Here is a 16,697-nt window from a genome sequence, read left to right as displayed (position 1 = left end):
TCAATAGAGCATGAATATACCGCCGGCGAGAACGAGGCAGACGAACAGCGCCCCGATGGCCGCCAGGACGATCCATCCGCTCGAAAGTTCCACCCGCGACACGTCGAAGACATCCCGACGCCGCGTCCGCACGAGCGAAAGTAGATGCGCCACGATACCGACGATGATCGCGACCACGGCGACGACGCAAAACGGTTTGACGATCGACCAGGCGGCGAGGATGTCTTCCACGGTTACCACCTCCGCCTCGAACGCGCCGCGCACGGCGCTCCGGCACCCGAACCATCCGTCCGCCACCGAAAACGCCGCGAGCGCGTCACCCTCGCGCACTACAGCGGCGGATGCGAAAACACGCCACGACTGGATCAGTCGCGCGATATCTGCAAGGCCGGGACGCCGGCGGCAAGCCGGATCGGCCGTCGCGTTTTGTACGGGTTTGTCGGCGGGAGATAAGCGGTTTTCAGGAAGATCGTCAGAAGCACCAAGGCGAGCAACAGGAAAAACCGCACTTCCAGAAAGAAGTAATGCAACGTGACGTAATAGATCACCCACCAGGGAACGGCGAGCAGCCAGCGGTACGCGGACAGATTCTTCAACGGCGAACATTCGAGACTCAGCACCGGGATCAGGAACCACAAGGCCACCACCGGCCAGCCCTGCAGTGCGACGAGCGGTGTGCGCTGCAGGAACTCCCGGAAAGGATCCGTCGATTGGTAGAGGTCCTGGTACGCCCAGACCCACCAGCCGAGTTCGATTCCCGTCGCCTCGATCGCCAGCGCCATCGACGAAATGACGATACCCGCGACCACGATCACCGGCATCAGGCGTCCTCGCCAGACCGCGACGCGGTCAACGATCCGTTCGGATATGGACCAGCCGATGTAGCAGTTGAGCAACCACCCGCCGATCACCGGCGCGGGGACGCCGGCGATCTTGAATCCCGCCCGAGGATGGAAATACTGTGGCATTCCCTTGTAGTGGTCGTGGTTAGACCCCAGGTATTCCCGCAGCCAGAACATGACGATTCCCAGCCCGAAAAAGATCAGGGTGAAACGCGCACCCCTGGTTCTCCAGGAATGGTAGATGCAGATGAGGAGCATCAGGGCCGCGGGGCCCGTGAGCATGAACTTATAGGTGTCCATGCGCCCCCGCCTTGGCGCTCGACTCCATCGGAACCAACGCGCTTTTCGCGGGGCTTCGTCGCGCCAGGGCGGCAAACGACGACAGCGCCCAAAGCAATGTTATGGCAACGACGGGATAGCTGTAAAAAAGGACGCGGTAGTCGCCCGCGGAGCGGCTCGCGAAAATGATGGCCGCGAGCATGACGGCGTTGAAAAATACGGGCCTCGGGTTCACGGCCATCAGAAGCACTTGCGCGAAACCGATCTTCAGCATCAGCAAACGCGCGTTGCCGACGATGTTCAGATCGACCGTGGCGACATCCAGAATGATCAGCAACGCCGCCACGAACGGGATGTTGGCAAAAAGTAATTTTACGGAACCCGTATTTTTTTCAAGCATTTCGAGCTCGTTTGCGCTAGCGCGACTTCGCGGCGAAATTAAGCCTAGGCGGTAAAGATGGGGAACGTATAGACGGGCTTATACCGATTTTCTGGATCAGGTTTTTCCTGAGCGGCGGCATAGCTGCCGCGTGTTCACTGACGTGGAAGGAAACCGCGCGCGCGCCGCCGCGATCCTCGGCGTCAGCGAACGCACGCTCTGTCGCCGCATCAACGAACTCGGACTGGACGAAAAGCCGGAGGTGCGGCCCTGGGCAAGCGGGGACGCGCTACGCCGTCAGCACCGCCAGCGCAGCGATGCCGACAAACGTCGCGATCTCGAGAATTACCCAGCCAATGTAAATAGCGCGGTCATCCAGACTCACGATCGCTCCCGGTCAATAAAGAAACAGCGCGATCGATGCCACGACGACAAAAACCACGGCCGCCACGACGATGAGCTTGCATATTCGGACCAGGTCCATACGGCCTCAACCTCCCGTCGCACTCGCCTCACGCGCGAACGCCAGCGCTTCCTCGCGCGTTGCGATCGCGCCGGCGATGCGCTCGACCCGGATCGCCTCCAGAATACGCCCCATCTCCGGCCCCGGCGAGATGCCGATTTCGGTAAGGTCGTGGCCTGTCACGAGCGATTCGTTTTCGATCGGGCGCACGACATCGCGATCGAAACGCGAAAGGCGCGAAAGCCACGCCACGCGTTCGGCCAGCGCACCGCGATGCGCCCCGCCCGCCGCGGAGTCGAACACCGCGAGCAGCGGCGCGGACAGGCGCGCCTCGCCGGCCTGGGCCGTGTAGCTCGCGACGATGCGCGCGAAATCGCCGCCGGCATCAACGCGCACACGAGCCGATTCCGACTCGAAACGATGCGCGATCGTTGCCGACGCCTTGCGCGACACGCGCGTCGGCGCCTTCAAGCGCGACAGCAGCGCCGTCAGCGCGGGCGCGCGGCCGTCGTCGTCGGTGCTCAACGCGCAAAACAACGCGGCGAATTTTTCCGACACCGCGTCGCCGGCCTGCGCGTTCGGTCGCCTCCGCCCCGGCCTCAACGATCTCCCGCGCGACAGGCGCGAGCGCACCATCGTCGAGCGCGAGCCGCATCGCCGCGGCGGCGCGCGGTGTCTCCAAAAGGCGCGTCATCTCGGTAAACACGCGCTCGCCCGCCACGCGCGAAAGGCCGGCTGCCGCGATGCCCGCCCAGTCGCGCGTCGCCGCGTCGATGGAAAAATCGAGCTCCGCGGCGAACCGATACACCCGCAGCGCGCGAAGCGGATCGGAACGTAGATTTTCCGCGCCGACGGTGCGGATAAGACGCGCGTCGATATCCGCAAGGCCGCCGGCCGGGTCGATCAGATCGCCCAGACCGTCGTCGAACACCGCGACGGCCAGGGAATTCAGCGCAAGGTCGCGTGCCGCGAGGTCTTCCTCGATCGTCGGCGCGCGCAGCGTGGTGATGTCGTGCTCGCCGCCTTCGAGCACGACGCGCGCCGTCGGCGGATCGTCGTGAAGCGGCACGAAACGCCCGCCCGAGGCGTCCGCGATCTTGCGCGCCAGATCGCGCGCGTCGCCGGTACAGGCAAGATCGGCGTCCGTCCGCGGGCGGCCCAGGCACGCATCGCGCACCGCGCCGCCGACAAGCCACACGCGCCCGCCGTCCTCGGCGGCGATCCGCGCGGCAAGCGGCACAAGCGGCCGCTCCACGCAAAGCGCCACCAAAAGCGCCCGCGCGTTATCGGACAGACCGGCCATCACGCCTCCGTCACAACGGGATCCACAGATTACACCGATTTCACCAATTTCAGAGACCGGAAATCTTCGTTCACATCGGACAAGAAGCAATCCGCCGCCGCCCCCTTTTCCCGCGCGCCAGGCGCGCGCTACAATGCGCGACGTGCAACGCTTTCTCGTGACGGCGGCGAAAGGCGCCTTGTTGTTCGCGATCGCGGCACTCGCGCTCGCGCTGGCCTCCGCGTCGGACCTGTCGTTTTTGTACGCGAACTTCTGAGATCTCGATGGGGAAATTCGCTCGAATACCGACGGCGCTGTCCGTCGTCGCGGCGCTATTCGTCGCGCCCGCGTCGGGCGCGAGCGTGACCGGCGTCGTCTATCACGACGCGGACAAAAGCTCGCGCACCGCTTTCAAGCAGGCCATCGACGCAAGCGACGCACCGATCGGCGGCGCGGCCGTGCGTCTTCTTGGCGCGGGCCTGCCGGTGGAATTCACCGTCGCGGACGGCTCGTTCGCCTTCGTCGCGCCCCCGGGCACGTACCTGCTCGAAACCTCGCTTGATCGCGTGTACGAATCGACGACCAACAACCGCCCGCGCCGCCTTCCGGAGGCGGTGCGCGAGGGGCACGTGACGGTCGTCTCGCTTGGCGATTCGATCGGCCGCGAAGGATCGCCGCCGTATCCCGATCGCCTCGCCGCGCACCTGTCCGGGCTCGCGGACGTGACGTTGCACAACATCCATTATGGCGGGAGCACGACCTTCGACTGGCTGCCCGGCTCCGAGCGCGGGCACTTCGAAGACCGGTTCTTGCCCCTGGCCGCGGACGCCGATCTCATCACCGTGACGATCGGCGGCAACGACATGCAGGTCTTTCTGCCCCCCGACGACCCCTACGACGTCATCGGAATCCTGAAAAACTTCTTCGCGCATCCGGAGTACGCGCTCGAAATCCCCGACCGCGTCGTTCAGGTGCTCGACGCCGTGCGCGACGCCGCGCCCCAGGCCGACATCGTGTACATCGTCTATCCCAACTTCCCATACAGCAATTACTGGTACGGCCCGGCGCTTGGCCTTGGCCCCATGATCGCCTGGTGGGGCGCCGGCGCGATGGACTGGCTGCGCGAGCGCTCCGCGGCGCTCGATGACATCATCGTCGCCGACACGCTCGGCGCGCTGTCCTGGGTGTGGCTCGACGACTACCTGATCGACGAGGTGCATCCCTCGCCGCTCGGCGCGCAGGTTTACGCCGACATCATCTTCGACGCGCTCGGCGGCGTGGTGATCGACGAGGCGCCCACTCCCGGCCCCGGAGCGGTTTATCCGTTCGGTTTCTACGCGCCGGGTTTGGCCGCCGATTGAGCACACCTTTCCCGGCCGACGGCTGGCCGAAGGTGCGCCTTTTTCCGGATACCGGGGCGCCTTGCCCGAAGTTGCGAATCTTCCTAACATTTCCCGCCTTGATTTTCCGGGGTCCGAGCGCACGCATGTCCTTGACCATTCGAACCGCCGCCGCGATAGGCGCGATTGCGCTTGCCCTCGCGGCCGCAAGCGGCTGCGCTCGTTCGAAGGCCGAGGCCGTCGAGGACCCCGCCGTTCTGGAACTGCCGCGCCCCGCGTTTGACGAAGACCTCGCCGCCAATCTCGACAGCGTGGTGATGCAGGCCCGGCGCGAGCGCTACACCTACCTCATCGGGCCGGACGATCTGCTGCGCGTTTCCGTCTGGCAGCGCGACGACATCTCCAAGGAAGGCGTCGTGCGCGACGACGGCACCTTCTTTGTGCCGCTGGCGGGCAACGTGCCGGTGGGCGGGAAATCCGTCGCCGGCGCCCAGGACGCCGTGCGCGACGCGCTCGCGGGCTTCGTGCGCGATCCGCAGGTGGGGCTCGAGATCGTCGAATATCGCAGCCAGGTGTTTTTCGCCAACGGCGAATTCCGCACGCCCGGCGCCTATCCCATCAAGGGGACGACCACCGTGCTTGAAGCGATGGGCTACGCCGGCGGCATGACACCGGATGCGAACCTCGCCGGCGCGTATCTCGTGCGCGACGGCGCGGTGGTGCCGATCGACTTCATCGCCCTGTTCACGCAGGGGCGCATGGCGCAAAACCTGCCGCTTTCCGACGGCGACCTGCTCTACGTGCCGAACATCAATCTCGCGCGCGTGTACGTGCTCGGCGAGGTGCTGCGGCCGACGGCGGTGCCGGTGCGCCGCGGGCGCATTCCGCTCGCGCAGGCGATCGCCGAGGCCGGCGGCTTCAACGAGATCACCGCCAACAAGCGCGCGATCAAGATCATCCGCGGCGGGCTTGGCGCCGCGCGCGCCGTCGAGGTGAACTACGCCGACGTGCTGAAGGGGGAAAACGCCGGGCCCGCGCTCGAGGCCGGCGATATCGTGTTCGTTCCCGCGACGGGCCTTGCCAAGTGGGACCGCGCGTTGAACCAGATCCTGCCGAACCTCTCCCGTATCGTGGTGGACGCCGCCGCGATCGACGCGATGTCCCGCTGAAATGCCCGTACCGCAGCGCTCCGACGAAATCCACATCGGGGACTACCTCTCCATCCTCTACCGGCGGCGGTTCGTCGCGCTGCTCGCGTTCCTGGCCGTATTCGTCTCCGTCGCGATCCACACCTTCCTCGCGACGCCGATCTACCAGGCGTCCTCGACGATCCAGATCAAGGACCAGACCAAAAAGAGCCTGCTCTCGGAGCTCGTGCAGCTCGACCAGACCAACACCGTCGCCGCGGAGATCGAGATCATCAAGAGCCGCTCGGTGGCCGAACAGGTCGTCAGGAATCTGCGTCTCGATACCGTGCTGATGGGCTTTCCTTACGGCGTCGGCCTCAAGTTCAAGGACGCCGACGTCGGCGCCGGGCGGCAGGGCAACGTCTTCACCGTCACCATCACCGGCGACGACGGCGCGTTCGAGGTCAGCTCGAAGGACGGCGCGCTCGGCACGGGGCAGGTCGGCAAACCGTTCGCCGCGGACGAGGACGACGAAAAGCGCCGCGTCGCGTTCCTTCTGACGGGCAAGGGATACGTGAAGGGCGCGTATTTCCGCTTCGCGCAACAGCCCTTCCGCCTCGCCGTGCAGAACGTCATGACCAAGACGGACGTCGCGCAGGTCGGCGACAAGACGCAGATCCTGCGCGTGTATTACGTCGACCCGAGCCCCTGGGTCGCCCGCGAGGTCGTCAACGCGGTCGTCGAGACCTATCAGACGCGCAACATCGACGAAAACGCGAAGGAGGCGCGCGAGACGCTGAAGTTCATCAACTCGCAACTTTCGCTCGTGCAGGAAAATCTCACCGGCGCCGAGGAGAATCTTCGCGACTACAAGATGGGCGAGAACACGACGAGCCTCGGCGAGGAAACGAGCGCGCTCATCGACACGTACGCGCAGTTCGCGCTCGAGCGCAGCCGCATCGAGATCGATGAGCGGCAATACCAGGCGATCCTCGCCGCGCTCACGGGCGGCAGCGAACCCGCGTTCGGCCTGCCGTCGCTCAACATGGAAAACACGATGCTCGCCAACCTCGGCCTGCGTCTTTCGGAATTGCAGACGAAAAAGCAGGAACTGCTTTCGCAATACACCGAGAGTCACCCCGCGGTCGTCACCGTGCGGACGCAGATCGAGGAGCTCGGCGAAAAAATCCGCGAGGTCGTGCAAAACACGCTCAAGACGCTCGCGGCGCGCAAGGGCGAGATCGACCGCGTGCTCGATGACCTCGGCGAGGAGCTGAAAGCGCTGCCCGACAAGGAGCGGCGCCTCGCGGAGCTGATCCGCGCGCGCGAGGTGAACCAGGAAATCTACACCTTCCTGCTGCAAAAGCGGGAAGAGGCGCGCATCACCGAGGCGGCGACCATCGGCAACATCCGCGTCATCGACGACGCCGAGATGCCGCTGCGCCCGATCAAGCCCAACGTGCGCCTGAACCTGATGCTCGGCTTCGTTTCCGGAATCCTGCTCGCCATCGCCGTCGCGTTTTTCCTGGAGTTCATCGACGATTCGCTGAAATCGACCGAGGAGGTCGAGCGGTTCATCACCCGGCCGATCTACGGGATCATCCCGCGCATCCCCGAAAAGCGCGCGCCCGAGCCGGAGGCGCCGCCGACGCCGATTTCCGCGAACCTCGTAACGCACCACGCGCCGAAATCGCCGATCTCCGAGGCGTTCCGCACGCTGCGCACGAACATCCACTTCGCCGATCCGGATCACTCGATCCGCGAAATTCTCGTCACGAGCGCCGGGCCGTCGGAGGGAAAAAGCACGATCGTCTCGAACCTCGCGCTGACGTTCGCCAACACGGGCAAAAGGACCGTTATCGTCGATTGCGACCTGCGCAAGCCGAACGTGCACAATTTCTTCGACGTCTCGCGCGACCCGGGCGTCACCACGATCCTTTCGGGAGACACGCCCTGGAGCGAGGTCGCGCGGCCGACGGCCATCGAAAATATGTGGGTGATCCCCTCCGGGCCGATTCCGCCGAACCCCACGGAGATGCTGTCGTCGAACGCGATGAAAGAGCTTGTCGACACCCTGCGCGCGGAATTCGACATGGTGCTGCTCGACTCGCCGCCTGTCGTGCCCGTGACCGACGCCGCGATCCTGGCAAGCTTCGTCCGCGCGACGCTGCTTGTCGTCGAACTCGGCCGCTCGCGCGCCTCCGGCGTCAACCGCGCGATCGACCTGCTCGACAAGGTCAACGCCAACCTGCTCGGCCTCGTCACCAACAACATCTCCGCCGGCTATCGCTACGACTACGGCTACTACCAGTACTATTATTATTACGGCGGCGACGGCCAGGAGAAAAAGCGCCGAAAACGCCGCCGCGGACGGTACGGGTACTGACGAAGGACGGGTTCGGAATCGCCTGGCCCCGCAACGCTCCCCGCGTGACAGGCGTATCCCCACGCGGTACGTTTGCGTCCGGATTCGTGGACGCCGGAACCAGCGAGAAAGCCATTGTCGTTTGACGCCCGCATGAAATCCGCCGTTCGCCGGCGATTCCTCCGCCTTTTGCGCAGACCGTTGGCGCGGCGCGTGCTGCTGCATCCGCGCGTGGTGCGGGCGTATGTCCGCCACGAGGCGCGCGCGCTCCTTCGCCATCGCGTACTGAAATGCGCCCCGGCCCGGTCGATCGCGCGCCGTCTCGATGCGGCCACGCTCGCGATTGCCGCCTGGCCGCGCGCCGTCGCGGGGCGCTATTTCGCGATCACGGCGCCCGCCGCGCGCCCGCACGCCTTGAAACGTCCCTGGGTTGCCGCCGCCGCGGCCGTGCTCATCGTGCTTTTCGCGGCGTCCGCGCTCGCGCAAGACGACGAAAGCGAGGACGTCCACCAGCTTGTCGTGACGGAACTGATCGCAAGCCAGGGCTCCGCCGGCCCAGGCGAGGAGTTCCGCGTCGGCGTGCGTTTCAAGCTCGTCGACCGCTGGCATGTCTACTGGACCAATCCCGGCGACGCGGGCATTCCGACCACCGTCGAATGGGGCGCGCCCGAGGGCTTCACCGTCTCCGAAACGCAATACCCCGCGCCAATCCGCTTCGGCGGAACCGGCGAGGAGCTGTCGGGGTACGGATACGAGAAAGAGGTGCTGCTTTTCGCCGACGTGCGCGCGCCCGACGATCTCGCCCCCGGGGACGTGACGTTCACCGCGAAGGCGGCGTGGCTGGTCTGCCGAGAAAAGTGCATCCCGGGCGACAAGGAGCTTTCGCTGACCTTGCCCGTGCATCCGGCGGAAACCGCGGGCGTTCACGCGAGCCTTTTCGATCGATACGCGGCGCTCGTCCCCGTGTCCGACGCCGATGCGACGCAGGTGAATGTCGCCGCGACGCTGTCGGCAAGCGCCGTGCGCCCGGAGGAGGAATTCACGGCGCTGTTTGTCGTGCGCGCGGCGGGCGATTCGAAGATCGCCGCGCGCCGCGATGCGCACATGCCGTTGTTGATCCCGTCCGCGCCGCAAAACTACGAGGTCGATTCGGTCACGACGCTCGAGGCGGGCCCGGCCGAGGAGCTCGCCGTGAAACTGACCGGGCGCACTTTCCCGGGCGACGCCGCATCGGAGAAGGTCGGCGGCGTCTTTCAGCTATCGCTCGTGCGCGGCGAGGAATCGACGCCGCTGGCCGTGTCGTTTGAAACGGCGCTGCCGCGCGTGCCCGCCGGTGCCGCGGTCACCAAAAACGCGCTGTCGTCCACGGACATTTCGCGCGGATCGGCCGGACCCGATCCCATGAAAGGCGCGCTCGGCACGCCCGCCGCGGCGCCGCCGTTTTTGCTGATGCTCGTGTTCGGATTTTTCGGCGGCGTCATCCTGAATTTCATGCCGTGCGTTCTGCCGGTCGTGTCGATCAAGATCATGACGCTGATGCGCCACGCGGAATTGACGCCGCGCCAGATCCGCGTCCACGGCGTCGCGTACACCGTCGGCATCGTGGCGAGCTTCGCGCTTCTGGCGGGGCTCGTCGGCGTCCTGAAGGCCGGCGGCGAGGCGGTCGGCTGGGGATTTCAGTTTCAGTCGCCGCTTTTCGTATCGCTGCTCGCGGCGGTGGTGTTCGTCTTCGCGCTCTCGCTGTTCGGCGTGTTCGAAATTCAGGCGCCGTCGAGCGGCCTGTTCGCCGAGGCCTCCTCGCGCGAGGGCATCGCGGGGTCGCTCGCGAGCGGCGCGTTCGCCACGCTATTGGCCACGCCGTGCACCGCGCCTTTTCTCGGCACCGCGCTCGGATTCGCGTTTTCGCAACCATTGATCACGACGTTGCTCGTCTTCATGACGATCGGCCTTGGCCTCGCGTTTCCGTTTCTGGCGCTGGCGTTCGTGCCCGCGTGGGCGCGCTCCTTGCCGAAGCCCGGCGACTGGATGGACACCTTCCGCGCGATCATGGGCTTTTTGCTTGTCGCGACGGTCATCTGGCTGCTGGATGTCCTCGGCCAACAGGTCGGCGCCGCGGGGCTGACGCGCATGCTGATCTTCCTCGGCGTCCTCGCGGTCGCCGCGTTCATCGCCGGCCGCTTCGGAAGCATCATGCGCGCGGCGCGCGTGCGCGCCGTCGCCTACACCGTCGCGCTGATCATCGCTCTTGCCGGAGCCGCGATGACGCTGCGCTTCACCCCCGCGCCCGCGAGCGCCGCCGGGGTCGATCAGTCGGGCGGACACGCGTGGGAGGCGTTTTCCGAGGATCGCGTGCGCGAGCTGGCCGACTCCGGCCGGACGGTTTTCATCGACTTCACCGCCGCGTGGTGCTGGACGTGCAAGGTCAACGAAGGCGCCGTGATCAACACCGACGAGATTCGCGAGGCGTTCAAGACCTACAACGTCGCGGCGGTGAAAGGCGACTGGACAAGCCGCGATCCCGCGATCACCGCGTATCTCAAGCGCCACGGCAAGGCCGGCGTGCCGCTTTACGTCGTCATCGCGCCCGGCCGCGCCGACGCGCCCGTGCTGCTGCCGGAGATCGTCACGCGCGACATGGTGGTCGAGGCGGTGAAACGCGCGGCCGAAAGCGCGTCGTAAGAGGTGCTGGGACCGCCGATCGCAAGATCGGCGAAAAGGGCCACCCGCGCACTCCGCTTGGCTACATCTGCGGCACTGAAATCACAAGCCGCGCTCACGTCTTCTCCACGAACCCCCGCCTCGCCCGCCCGTCCAGCGTCACCTTGAGCGGCGATTCAAAACGCAGGCTGCGCAGGTGTGGCGTGCGTTTGAGCGGCGTTTGTTCGAGCAGCCACGGCCAATCGAGGCGATTCGACGCATCATTGTCCGGCCCCGTGCCCGGCGGCAGGAACAGGTAGCCGATTTTCAAGGCGACGAGGTTCTGAAAAAAGTGCGTGCCCTGCGACGGCTCCACGTCGTAGCCCGCGGGCGATGCCTCCACGATGACGCGCGCCATCGAAATCTCCCGAAAACGAACGGGAATGCCGAGCCACGGATCGCGCGAACCCCAGCGGCCCGGGCCGATCAGAATGTACGGCCGATTTTCGCTCGCGAGATCGTCGTTCAACGCGCCAAGTTCCTTCGCGATCTCCTTGTGCGCGCCGGCCGACCACGCGACCGGATCGACGAAAATGACATCGCCGATGTCGCGCAGCACGCCATGTCCAAGCGCGGCGTCGCTCGCCACGACGCACCGCTCGCGCGCCGGAAGCCGCGCGCCGATGTCGTCGAGTCCCGGCGCGGCCGCCTGCGGGCGAAGCTGCGTGAGATACAGGATCGGCGGCCGGCGCTCCTCGCCCGGCGGCGTCATGCGGCCGAAATCGCCCATCTCCATCGCGAATTCGATCTCCACGTCCGTGCCCGTTCCCCGGCGCGCAAGCTCCAGCAGCTCGCACAACGCGTCCGCCAGCGGTATCGCGCGATGTCGAAGGATGTTCTCGAAATCCACCACGCGCGCGCCGGCCCGCGAAAAATCCGCGCGGATGCGCCGATCGTCCGCGTCGTACACGCCGCCGACAAGCGGGAGCACCCCGTCGGCCTCCGCGGCCTCGAGCGCGAACCGCCGCACGATGCGATCGAAGTCCTCGCGGCGCTTGATTTTCGCGGCCAGATCGACCGCGTAGAACTCCCGTTGCGTTCGCTCGACGATCGCCTCGGGCGACGCGAATTCAACGAGCGCGTCCGGGTGACGCGGCGAAAAGCGCAACCCCGCGCCGCCCTCCATCACCAGGCGCCCCAGGCCAAGCGCGATGTTTGCGGCGCCTTCCTCGGGCTTTTGCCGGCCGGTGGAATAATGATTGAACGACTGCGCGACGCCGGACGCCGTCGGATAAAACCGCTCGCCCCGCGCGCGTCCGACAAGGGGCTGGATGACGATGCCCATGCGCTCGCGTTCGCCCGACAAACCCGACGCCTCGTAGTAGTCGCGCGCGTGTTGCGATAGCGCCGACGCGTACACCAGGCGAATCGCGCCCTCGAGCGCCGCCGCGCGGCGCGGCGCGGACGCGCCGGCGTTTGGCACGACGTGTGTCAGGTACACGCCCGCGAAGGGGTGATACAGCGAGTCCTCGAGCAGGCTCGATGAACGCACGGCGATCGGCCGCTCGATCGCCTCGACGATCGCAAGGAGCCGGCGGCGCAGATCGGCCGGCAGCGACGCGCGGTAAAACCGCTTCGCGATCTCGTCGTCGTCCGGCGGATCGTCGACCAGGTCGTGCAGATGGTTAGCCGCGAGAAATTCGTCATACGTCTCGATGCCGAGCGCGAACGTTTGCGGCAGGCGCACGGTGAGCCCCCCAAACACGTCGTCGCCGCGCTCGGCGAGCATCTGGTTCAGGAACGCGAGGCCGCGAGCCTTGCCGCCGATGGAACCGGACGACAGCCGCACGAAGCGGTGGCGCGAAAAATCCTCCGGCGAATAATCCATGATGACGCCGGCGCTCGCGGCGGTGCGTGCCGCGCGCAGCGTCTCGACGAGAAAGCGCCGCAGTTCCGCGGCGTCCGCGAATTCCTCGATGCGCCGGGGGCGCAGGCGCTCGGCGAGCGCGAATTCGCTTCGGGCCATGAGCCAGTTGGAAAAATGATTTCGGCGCGCGTGGAAGACGATCGACTCGTCCGGCATTTTCTCGATGACGCCGGCGAGCCGGCGAAGCTCCCGCGCGCGGCCGACCACCTGTCCATCGGGCGTGCGGAAAACGAAATCGCCGAATCCCAACTCTTCGAGCATGAATTCGCGAAGCGCTTCGGCGAATCGCGGCGAGTTCTTGTCTACAAAGTGCAGGCGCGCGCGATCCGCCTCGGCCTCGTTTTCCGTCTCGCTCGAGGTCAGCAACATCGGCACCAGCGGATCGGTCTCGCGCACCGCCTCGGCGAGCGCGAATCCCGCGCGCGGATCGACCCGCCCGCCGCGAGGCATCGCGATGTCGCTGATGACGGCGAGCACGTTCGCGCGATAGCGTTCGTACAGCGCCCACGCCGCTTCATAGCTCGTGGCGTGAAGCATCTTGGGGCGCGTCTGCGTCGCGAGGATGCGCTCGCCGACGTTCGCGCCCTCGGCGAAAAGGGCGGCCGCCTGTCGCGCCAGTTCCTCGTACACCGCGACCAAAAGCGTCGAGGCGAACGCCGCGGAATCCTCCGCGACGATGATGACGCGCACCCCCGCGAGCGCCACGTCGTGCTCGACGTTCCGCCGGTCCTCGACGAGGTGGATGATCGGCACGAGGATCCTCGCGTCGCCGCGCCACAAAAAAAGGTCATCCACGCCCTCGGGCCGGCGCGCCTCCTCCTCGCCGCCCGTCCGCGTGATGTCCGACGCGAGCAACACGAGCGGCACATCCGGCGCCACCTTCGCCTTCTCGCGCGCGAAGCGCGAAAGCTCCATGTCGGATAAACGCGCCATCGTCAGCACGAGGTCGAACCGCCGCTTGCCAAGCTGCGCCAGCGCCTCCTCGCCCGTGCGCGCGTGCGTCAGCCGCGGCGGCGCCGTGAGATCGCGCTTCATGAACTCGGCCCACAATCGCTCGAACAGCGGGCCGTCCTCCTCGATCATGAACGCGTCGTACGGCGTCGATACGAGCAGGATGTCGCGCACGCGAAACGGCGACAGCGCGGCGAGCTTGCGGGGAAAGCGCTCGGACATCGATTTCGATTGTACCCGATATCGACTCGCATCCCGCGCCCGTGCCCATGCCCGACCAAATAGACGTAAGGCAGGAAGGCCATGGCGCGATGCGTCGTGGAATGCGATGACCTTCCGGACTTCCGGACTTCCGGACGTTTCTCCATTGCGTTGACACGCCTTTCCCCTCCCGCCTATAACCGCGCGTGCGTTCGGGGGATAATTTGACGATGCGTCGCGTGATTGTGTTTGCGTTGCTTACGGCCGCCGCCGCGATGGGCGCCGTCGCGGTATCCTGCGCCGGCGACACCGGAGGCGACGAGGTTCATTGGTTCAACTGCCGGCCCGTGCTCGAACGCGTCGCCGAGTGCGGCGTCCTCATTTCGCTCGACGACAAGTCCGAGACCTCCGGCGCCGACGCCTACGAGTCCTGCCAGTTCGCCAAGGGAAATCTCTGGCGCGAGATGTACCGCTGCTACAAGAAGTTTCGGTACGTCGAAGACAGTTGCGACGAGTTCGTCGAATGTCTGCCCGACCACGGTTTCTGGACGCCCGAGGAACAAGGCCTCGACGACGATTCGGCGGACGACGACACTTCCGACGACGACACGGCGGATGACGACGACACCATCGCGGATGATGATGCCGACGACGACACGACGCAGGCCGCTTCCCGGCTGACGCCCCCCGGCGGCGATCTCGCGACGCCCCGCGCGCGGGTTTAGTCCGCCGCGCGCGGCGATGGCGCGCCCGCCATGGCACTCGATCTCGAAATCATCCGGCGACGCAAACGGCGCGCGCGCATCGTTCTTCTCGTCCTCGTCGCCGTCGGTGTCGGCGCGGGCTTCGCTTTCGATCGCCTGCGCGAGGCGCGCGACGGCTACCTCGCCGCGAAAATCGATGCCGGCCGCGCGGCGCTCGCCCGGCGCGCCGGCCTGACCTTCAGCTACGGCGCGATCACGACGGACATGACGACCAATGTCCGCCTGACCGATCTGCGCCTGTCGCCCTCGGGCGGCGGTCCGGAAATCCTCCGCGCGGCGAACGCACAGCTTACGTTCGAACTCGCTCCGTCGCTCGCCGTTCCGGTAAAGCTGACCGGCGTATCGCTCGAGGACACCGACATTCGACTCGCGATCGACTCCGGCGGCAAGCCGAATATTCCCCTGGAGCTGCTCTCCGAATCGGGGAATGTGCGCGTGAACAAATCGCCGGAAACGCCCGCCGGCGATTCCGTCGCCGATCGCATCCTCGGCTCGCTTATGGGCGTGGAGCTGGCGATCAAGCGCGGGCGCGTCGAATTCGTGGACGAGCGTTTCGCGCGCACGCCGCCCGGCCGCGTCACGATGAACAACGTCGACGCCGGCGTATTCGTTGATCTCGTCGGCCGGCGCGTCACCGGCCGCGCGGTAGGCGGCGTCGGGCCGGACGGGGGATCGTTTGAGATCGTGATGTCCGCGTCGGGCGACGCGCAGCGCGTGGAACTGTCCGGACGCGGCCTCTCGCTTGCGTTCCTCGCGCCGTATCTTCCCGAAGGCGTCCGCGTCGGCGACGACAGCCGCCTCGACGGCGATGTGACCGTCACCCGCCGCAACGGCGACGCCGTCCTGCCCGTCCGGTTCGACGGCGAATTGCGAAACCTCACCGTGGAAGACCCGCGTCTCGCCCCGCGGCCGATCACCGGCGTGCGCCTGAAGGCGACCGGCGATTTGCGCGTCGATCACGCCACCCGCCGCGTCGAGATTCCCGGCGCGCGCGTTTACCTTGGCCCCGCGTTCATGGACCTGGCCGGCTCCGCGTCCCTGCCCCAGGGCGAAAAGCCGGTTGTCGATATCACCGCGCGCGCCGACGCCTTGCCGGTTCAAGCGCTATTGGACGCCCTGCCGCGCGATTTCGCGCCGAAGATCGTGGGCGCGCGCGCCGACGGCGCGATCGACGCGAGCCTTGCGCTGTTTCTGGATTTCGCGAATCCCCGCACCGCGCGCATCACGCCCGCGGTCGAGGTGCGCAATTTCCGCGTGACGACGCCGCCCGGCGAGGCGAACGTTTTCAAACTCAAGGGACCGTTCACGCACACCGCGTTCAAGAAGGGCCAGGCGGTCAAGACGTTTGTCGTCGGTCCGGAGAATCCCGACTTCGTGCCCTACGAATCGATCGGCCGCACCGTCGTCGGCGCGGTGCTGACCTGCGAGGACGGCCGCTTCTTCCGCCACCACGGATTCGTGCTCAAACACGTGCAAGACAGCATCGTCACGAATCTGAAAAAGGAGCGCTTCGCGCGCGGCGCCAGCACCGTGTCCATGCAGACGACAAAAAACCTTTTTCTCTCGCAAGAAAAAACCGCGTCGCGCAAATTTCAGGAAATGCTGCTGACCTGGTGGATGGAAGAGGAAATTCCCAAGGAGCGGATCCTCGAAATTTACCTGAACATCATCGAATGGGGTCCGGGAATCTACGGAATCGGCCCCGCCGCCAGGCACTATTTCGGCAAGCACCCGTCCGATCTGTCGGCGCTGCAAGCCGCGTTTCTCGGCAGCATCATCTCGAACCCCGTCTATTTCCACCGCTTCTACGATCGCGGCTACGTCGGCGGGCACTCGACGCTGCTCGCGTTCATCCTCGGCAAGATGGCCGAACGCGGCACGATCACCGCCGACATCGCCGCCTGGTGCGAGCCGTATCAGCCGGTGTTTTCGAAAGACGGCAAGCCCGCGCCGGGCGGATGCGTCAAGCCGGAGGATTGGGAGGAACGCCAGGCCGCGATCCTCGCCGAACAGGAAGCGCTCGAAAAGACCGTCGCCGGCGCGGACGGCGCTCCGAAGGACCAACCCGTCGTCCTGTCGCCTGGCGAGAGTGCGCCGCCGGCCGCGCCACGAGATCCCGTCAAGCTCATCCCGCCGCCCC

At 66.3% G+C, this 16,697-nt stretch carries 12 protein-coding genes and 1 pseudogene; 7 read left to right on the top strand and 6 right to left on the bottom strand.

Going from position 1 to position 16,697, the window contains the following annotated elements; genetic code table 11:
- The 3 genes from K8I61_10145 to K8I61_10135 are packed head-to-tail and all read right to left on the bottom strand — an operon-like array spanning position 1 to position 1,521.
- Entirely contained in the window at positions 1-330 is a 330-nt protein-coding gene (locus K8I61_10145; protein MBZ0272387.1) for a hypothetical protein, read from the bottom strand.
- Positions 331-365: 35 nt separating this feature from the next.
- The gene (locus K8I61_10140) at positions 366-1,142 is read right to left on the bottom strand and encodes a hypothetical protein (GenBank protein ID MBZ0272386.1); all 777 of its coding nucleotides are present in this window, start codon (positions 1,140-1,142) and stop codon (positions 366-368) included.
- Entirely contained in the window at positions 1,129-1,521 is a 393-nt protein-coding gene (locus K8I61_10135) for a hypothetical protein (GenBank protein MBZ0272385.1), read from the bottom strand. The genes K8I61_10140 and K8I61_10135 overlap by 14 nt, the downstream gene beginning before the upstream one ends.
- A gap of 91 nt (positions 1,522-1,612) precedes the next feature.
- On the opposite strand from K8I61_10135, the pseudogene K8I61_10130 reads away from it, so the two are divergent.
- Positions 1,613-1,738 (top strand): annotated as a pseudogene (locus K8I61_10130) (helix-turn-helix domain-containing protein).
- 252 nt (positions 1,739-1,990) lie between these two features.
- On the opposite strand, the gene K8I61_10125 reads toward K8I61_10130, so the two are convergent.
- Together K8I61_10125 and K8I61_10120 are read right to left on the bottom strand one after the other, a co-directional pair.
- Complete coding sequence (locus K8I61_10125; GenBank protein ID MBZ0272384.1) at positions 1,991-2,359, bottom strand: hypothetical protein; 369 nt, start codon at positions 2,357-2,359, stop codon at positions 1,991-1,993.
- Positions 2,349-3,266, bottom strand: coding sequence for a hypothetical protein (locus K8I61_10120; protein MBZ0272383.1), 918 nt, complete (start codon positions 3,264-3,266; stop codon positions 2,349-2,351). The genes K8I61_10125 and K8I61_10120 overlap by 11 nt, the downstream gene beginning before the upstream one ends.
- Positions 3,267-3,529: 263 nt before the next feature.
- On the opposite strand from K8I61_10120, the gene K8I61_10115 reads away from it, so the two are divergent.
- The 4 genes from K8I61_10115 to K8I61_10100 all read left to right on the top strand — a co-directional run bounded on the left by K8I61_10115 (position 3,530) and on the right by K8I61_10100 (position 10,756).
- Positions 3,530-4,606 (top strand): hypothetical protein, encoded by a 1,077-nt coding sequence (locus K8I61_10115; protein MBZ0272382.1) that lies wholly within the window; start codon positions 3,530-3,532, stop codon positions 4,604-4,606.
- A 125-nt stretch (positions 4,607-4,731) separates the two neighbouring features.
- Positions 4,732-5,754, top strand: a complete 1,023-nt coding sequence (locus K8I61_10110; GenBank protein ID MBZ0272381.1) for an SLBB domain-containing protein — start codon at positions 4,732-4,734, stop codon at positions 5,752-5,754.
- 1 nt (position 5,755) lies between these two features.
- The gene (locus tag K8I61_10105) at positions 5,756-8,098 is read left to right on the top strand and encodes a polysaccharide biosynthesis tyrosine autokinase (GenBank protein MBZ0272380.1); all 2,343 of its coding nucleotides are present in this window, start codon (positions 5,756-5,758) and stop codon (positions 8,096-8,098) included.
- A gap of 132 nt (positions 8,099-8,230) precedes the next feature.
- Positions 8,231-10,756, top strand: a complete 2,526-nt coding sequence (locus K8I61_10100) for a thioredoxin family protein (protein ID MBZ0272379.1) — start codon at positions 8,231-8,233, stop codon at positions 10,754-10,756.
- A 94-nt stretch (positions 10,757-10,850) separates the two neighbouring features.
- Here K8I61_10100 and K8I61_10095 read toward each other — a convergent pair whose 3' ends face one another.
- Positions 10,851-13,814, bottom strand: a complete 2,964-nt coding sequence (locus tag K8I61_10095; protein MBZ0272378.1) for a histidine kinase — start codon at positions 13,812-13,814, stop codon at positions 10,851-10,853.
- A 209-nt stretch (positions 13,815-14,023) separates the two neighbouring features.
- On the opposite strand from K8I61_10095, the gene K8I61_10090 reads away from it, so the two are divergent.
- A complete protein-coding gene (locus K8I61_10090) occupies positions 14,024-14,518 on the top strand; it encodes a hypothetical protein (protein MBZ0272377.1) in 495 nt (164 codons plus the stop codon).
- Positions 14,519-14,548: 30 nt separating this feature from the next.
- On the top strand, positions 14,549-16,697 hold a 2,149-nt coding region (locus tag K8I61_10085; GenBank protein MBZ0272376.1), incomplete at its 3' end, for a transglycosylase domain-containing protein.

Source organism: bacterium (assembly GCA_019912885.1).
In the GTDB taxonomy this organism is placed as follows: Bacteria; Lernaellota; Lernaellaia; order JACKCT01; family JACKCT01; genus JAIOHV01.
Note: the sequence above shows the minus strand (reverse complement) of the source record. Positions and strands in the feature narration are given on the sequence as shown.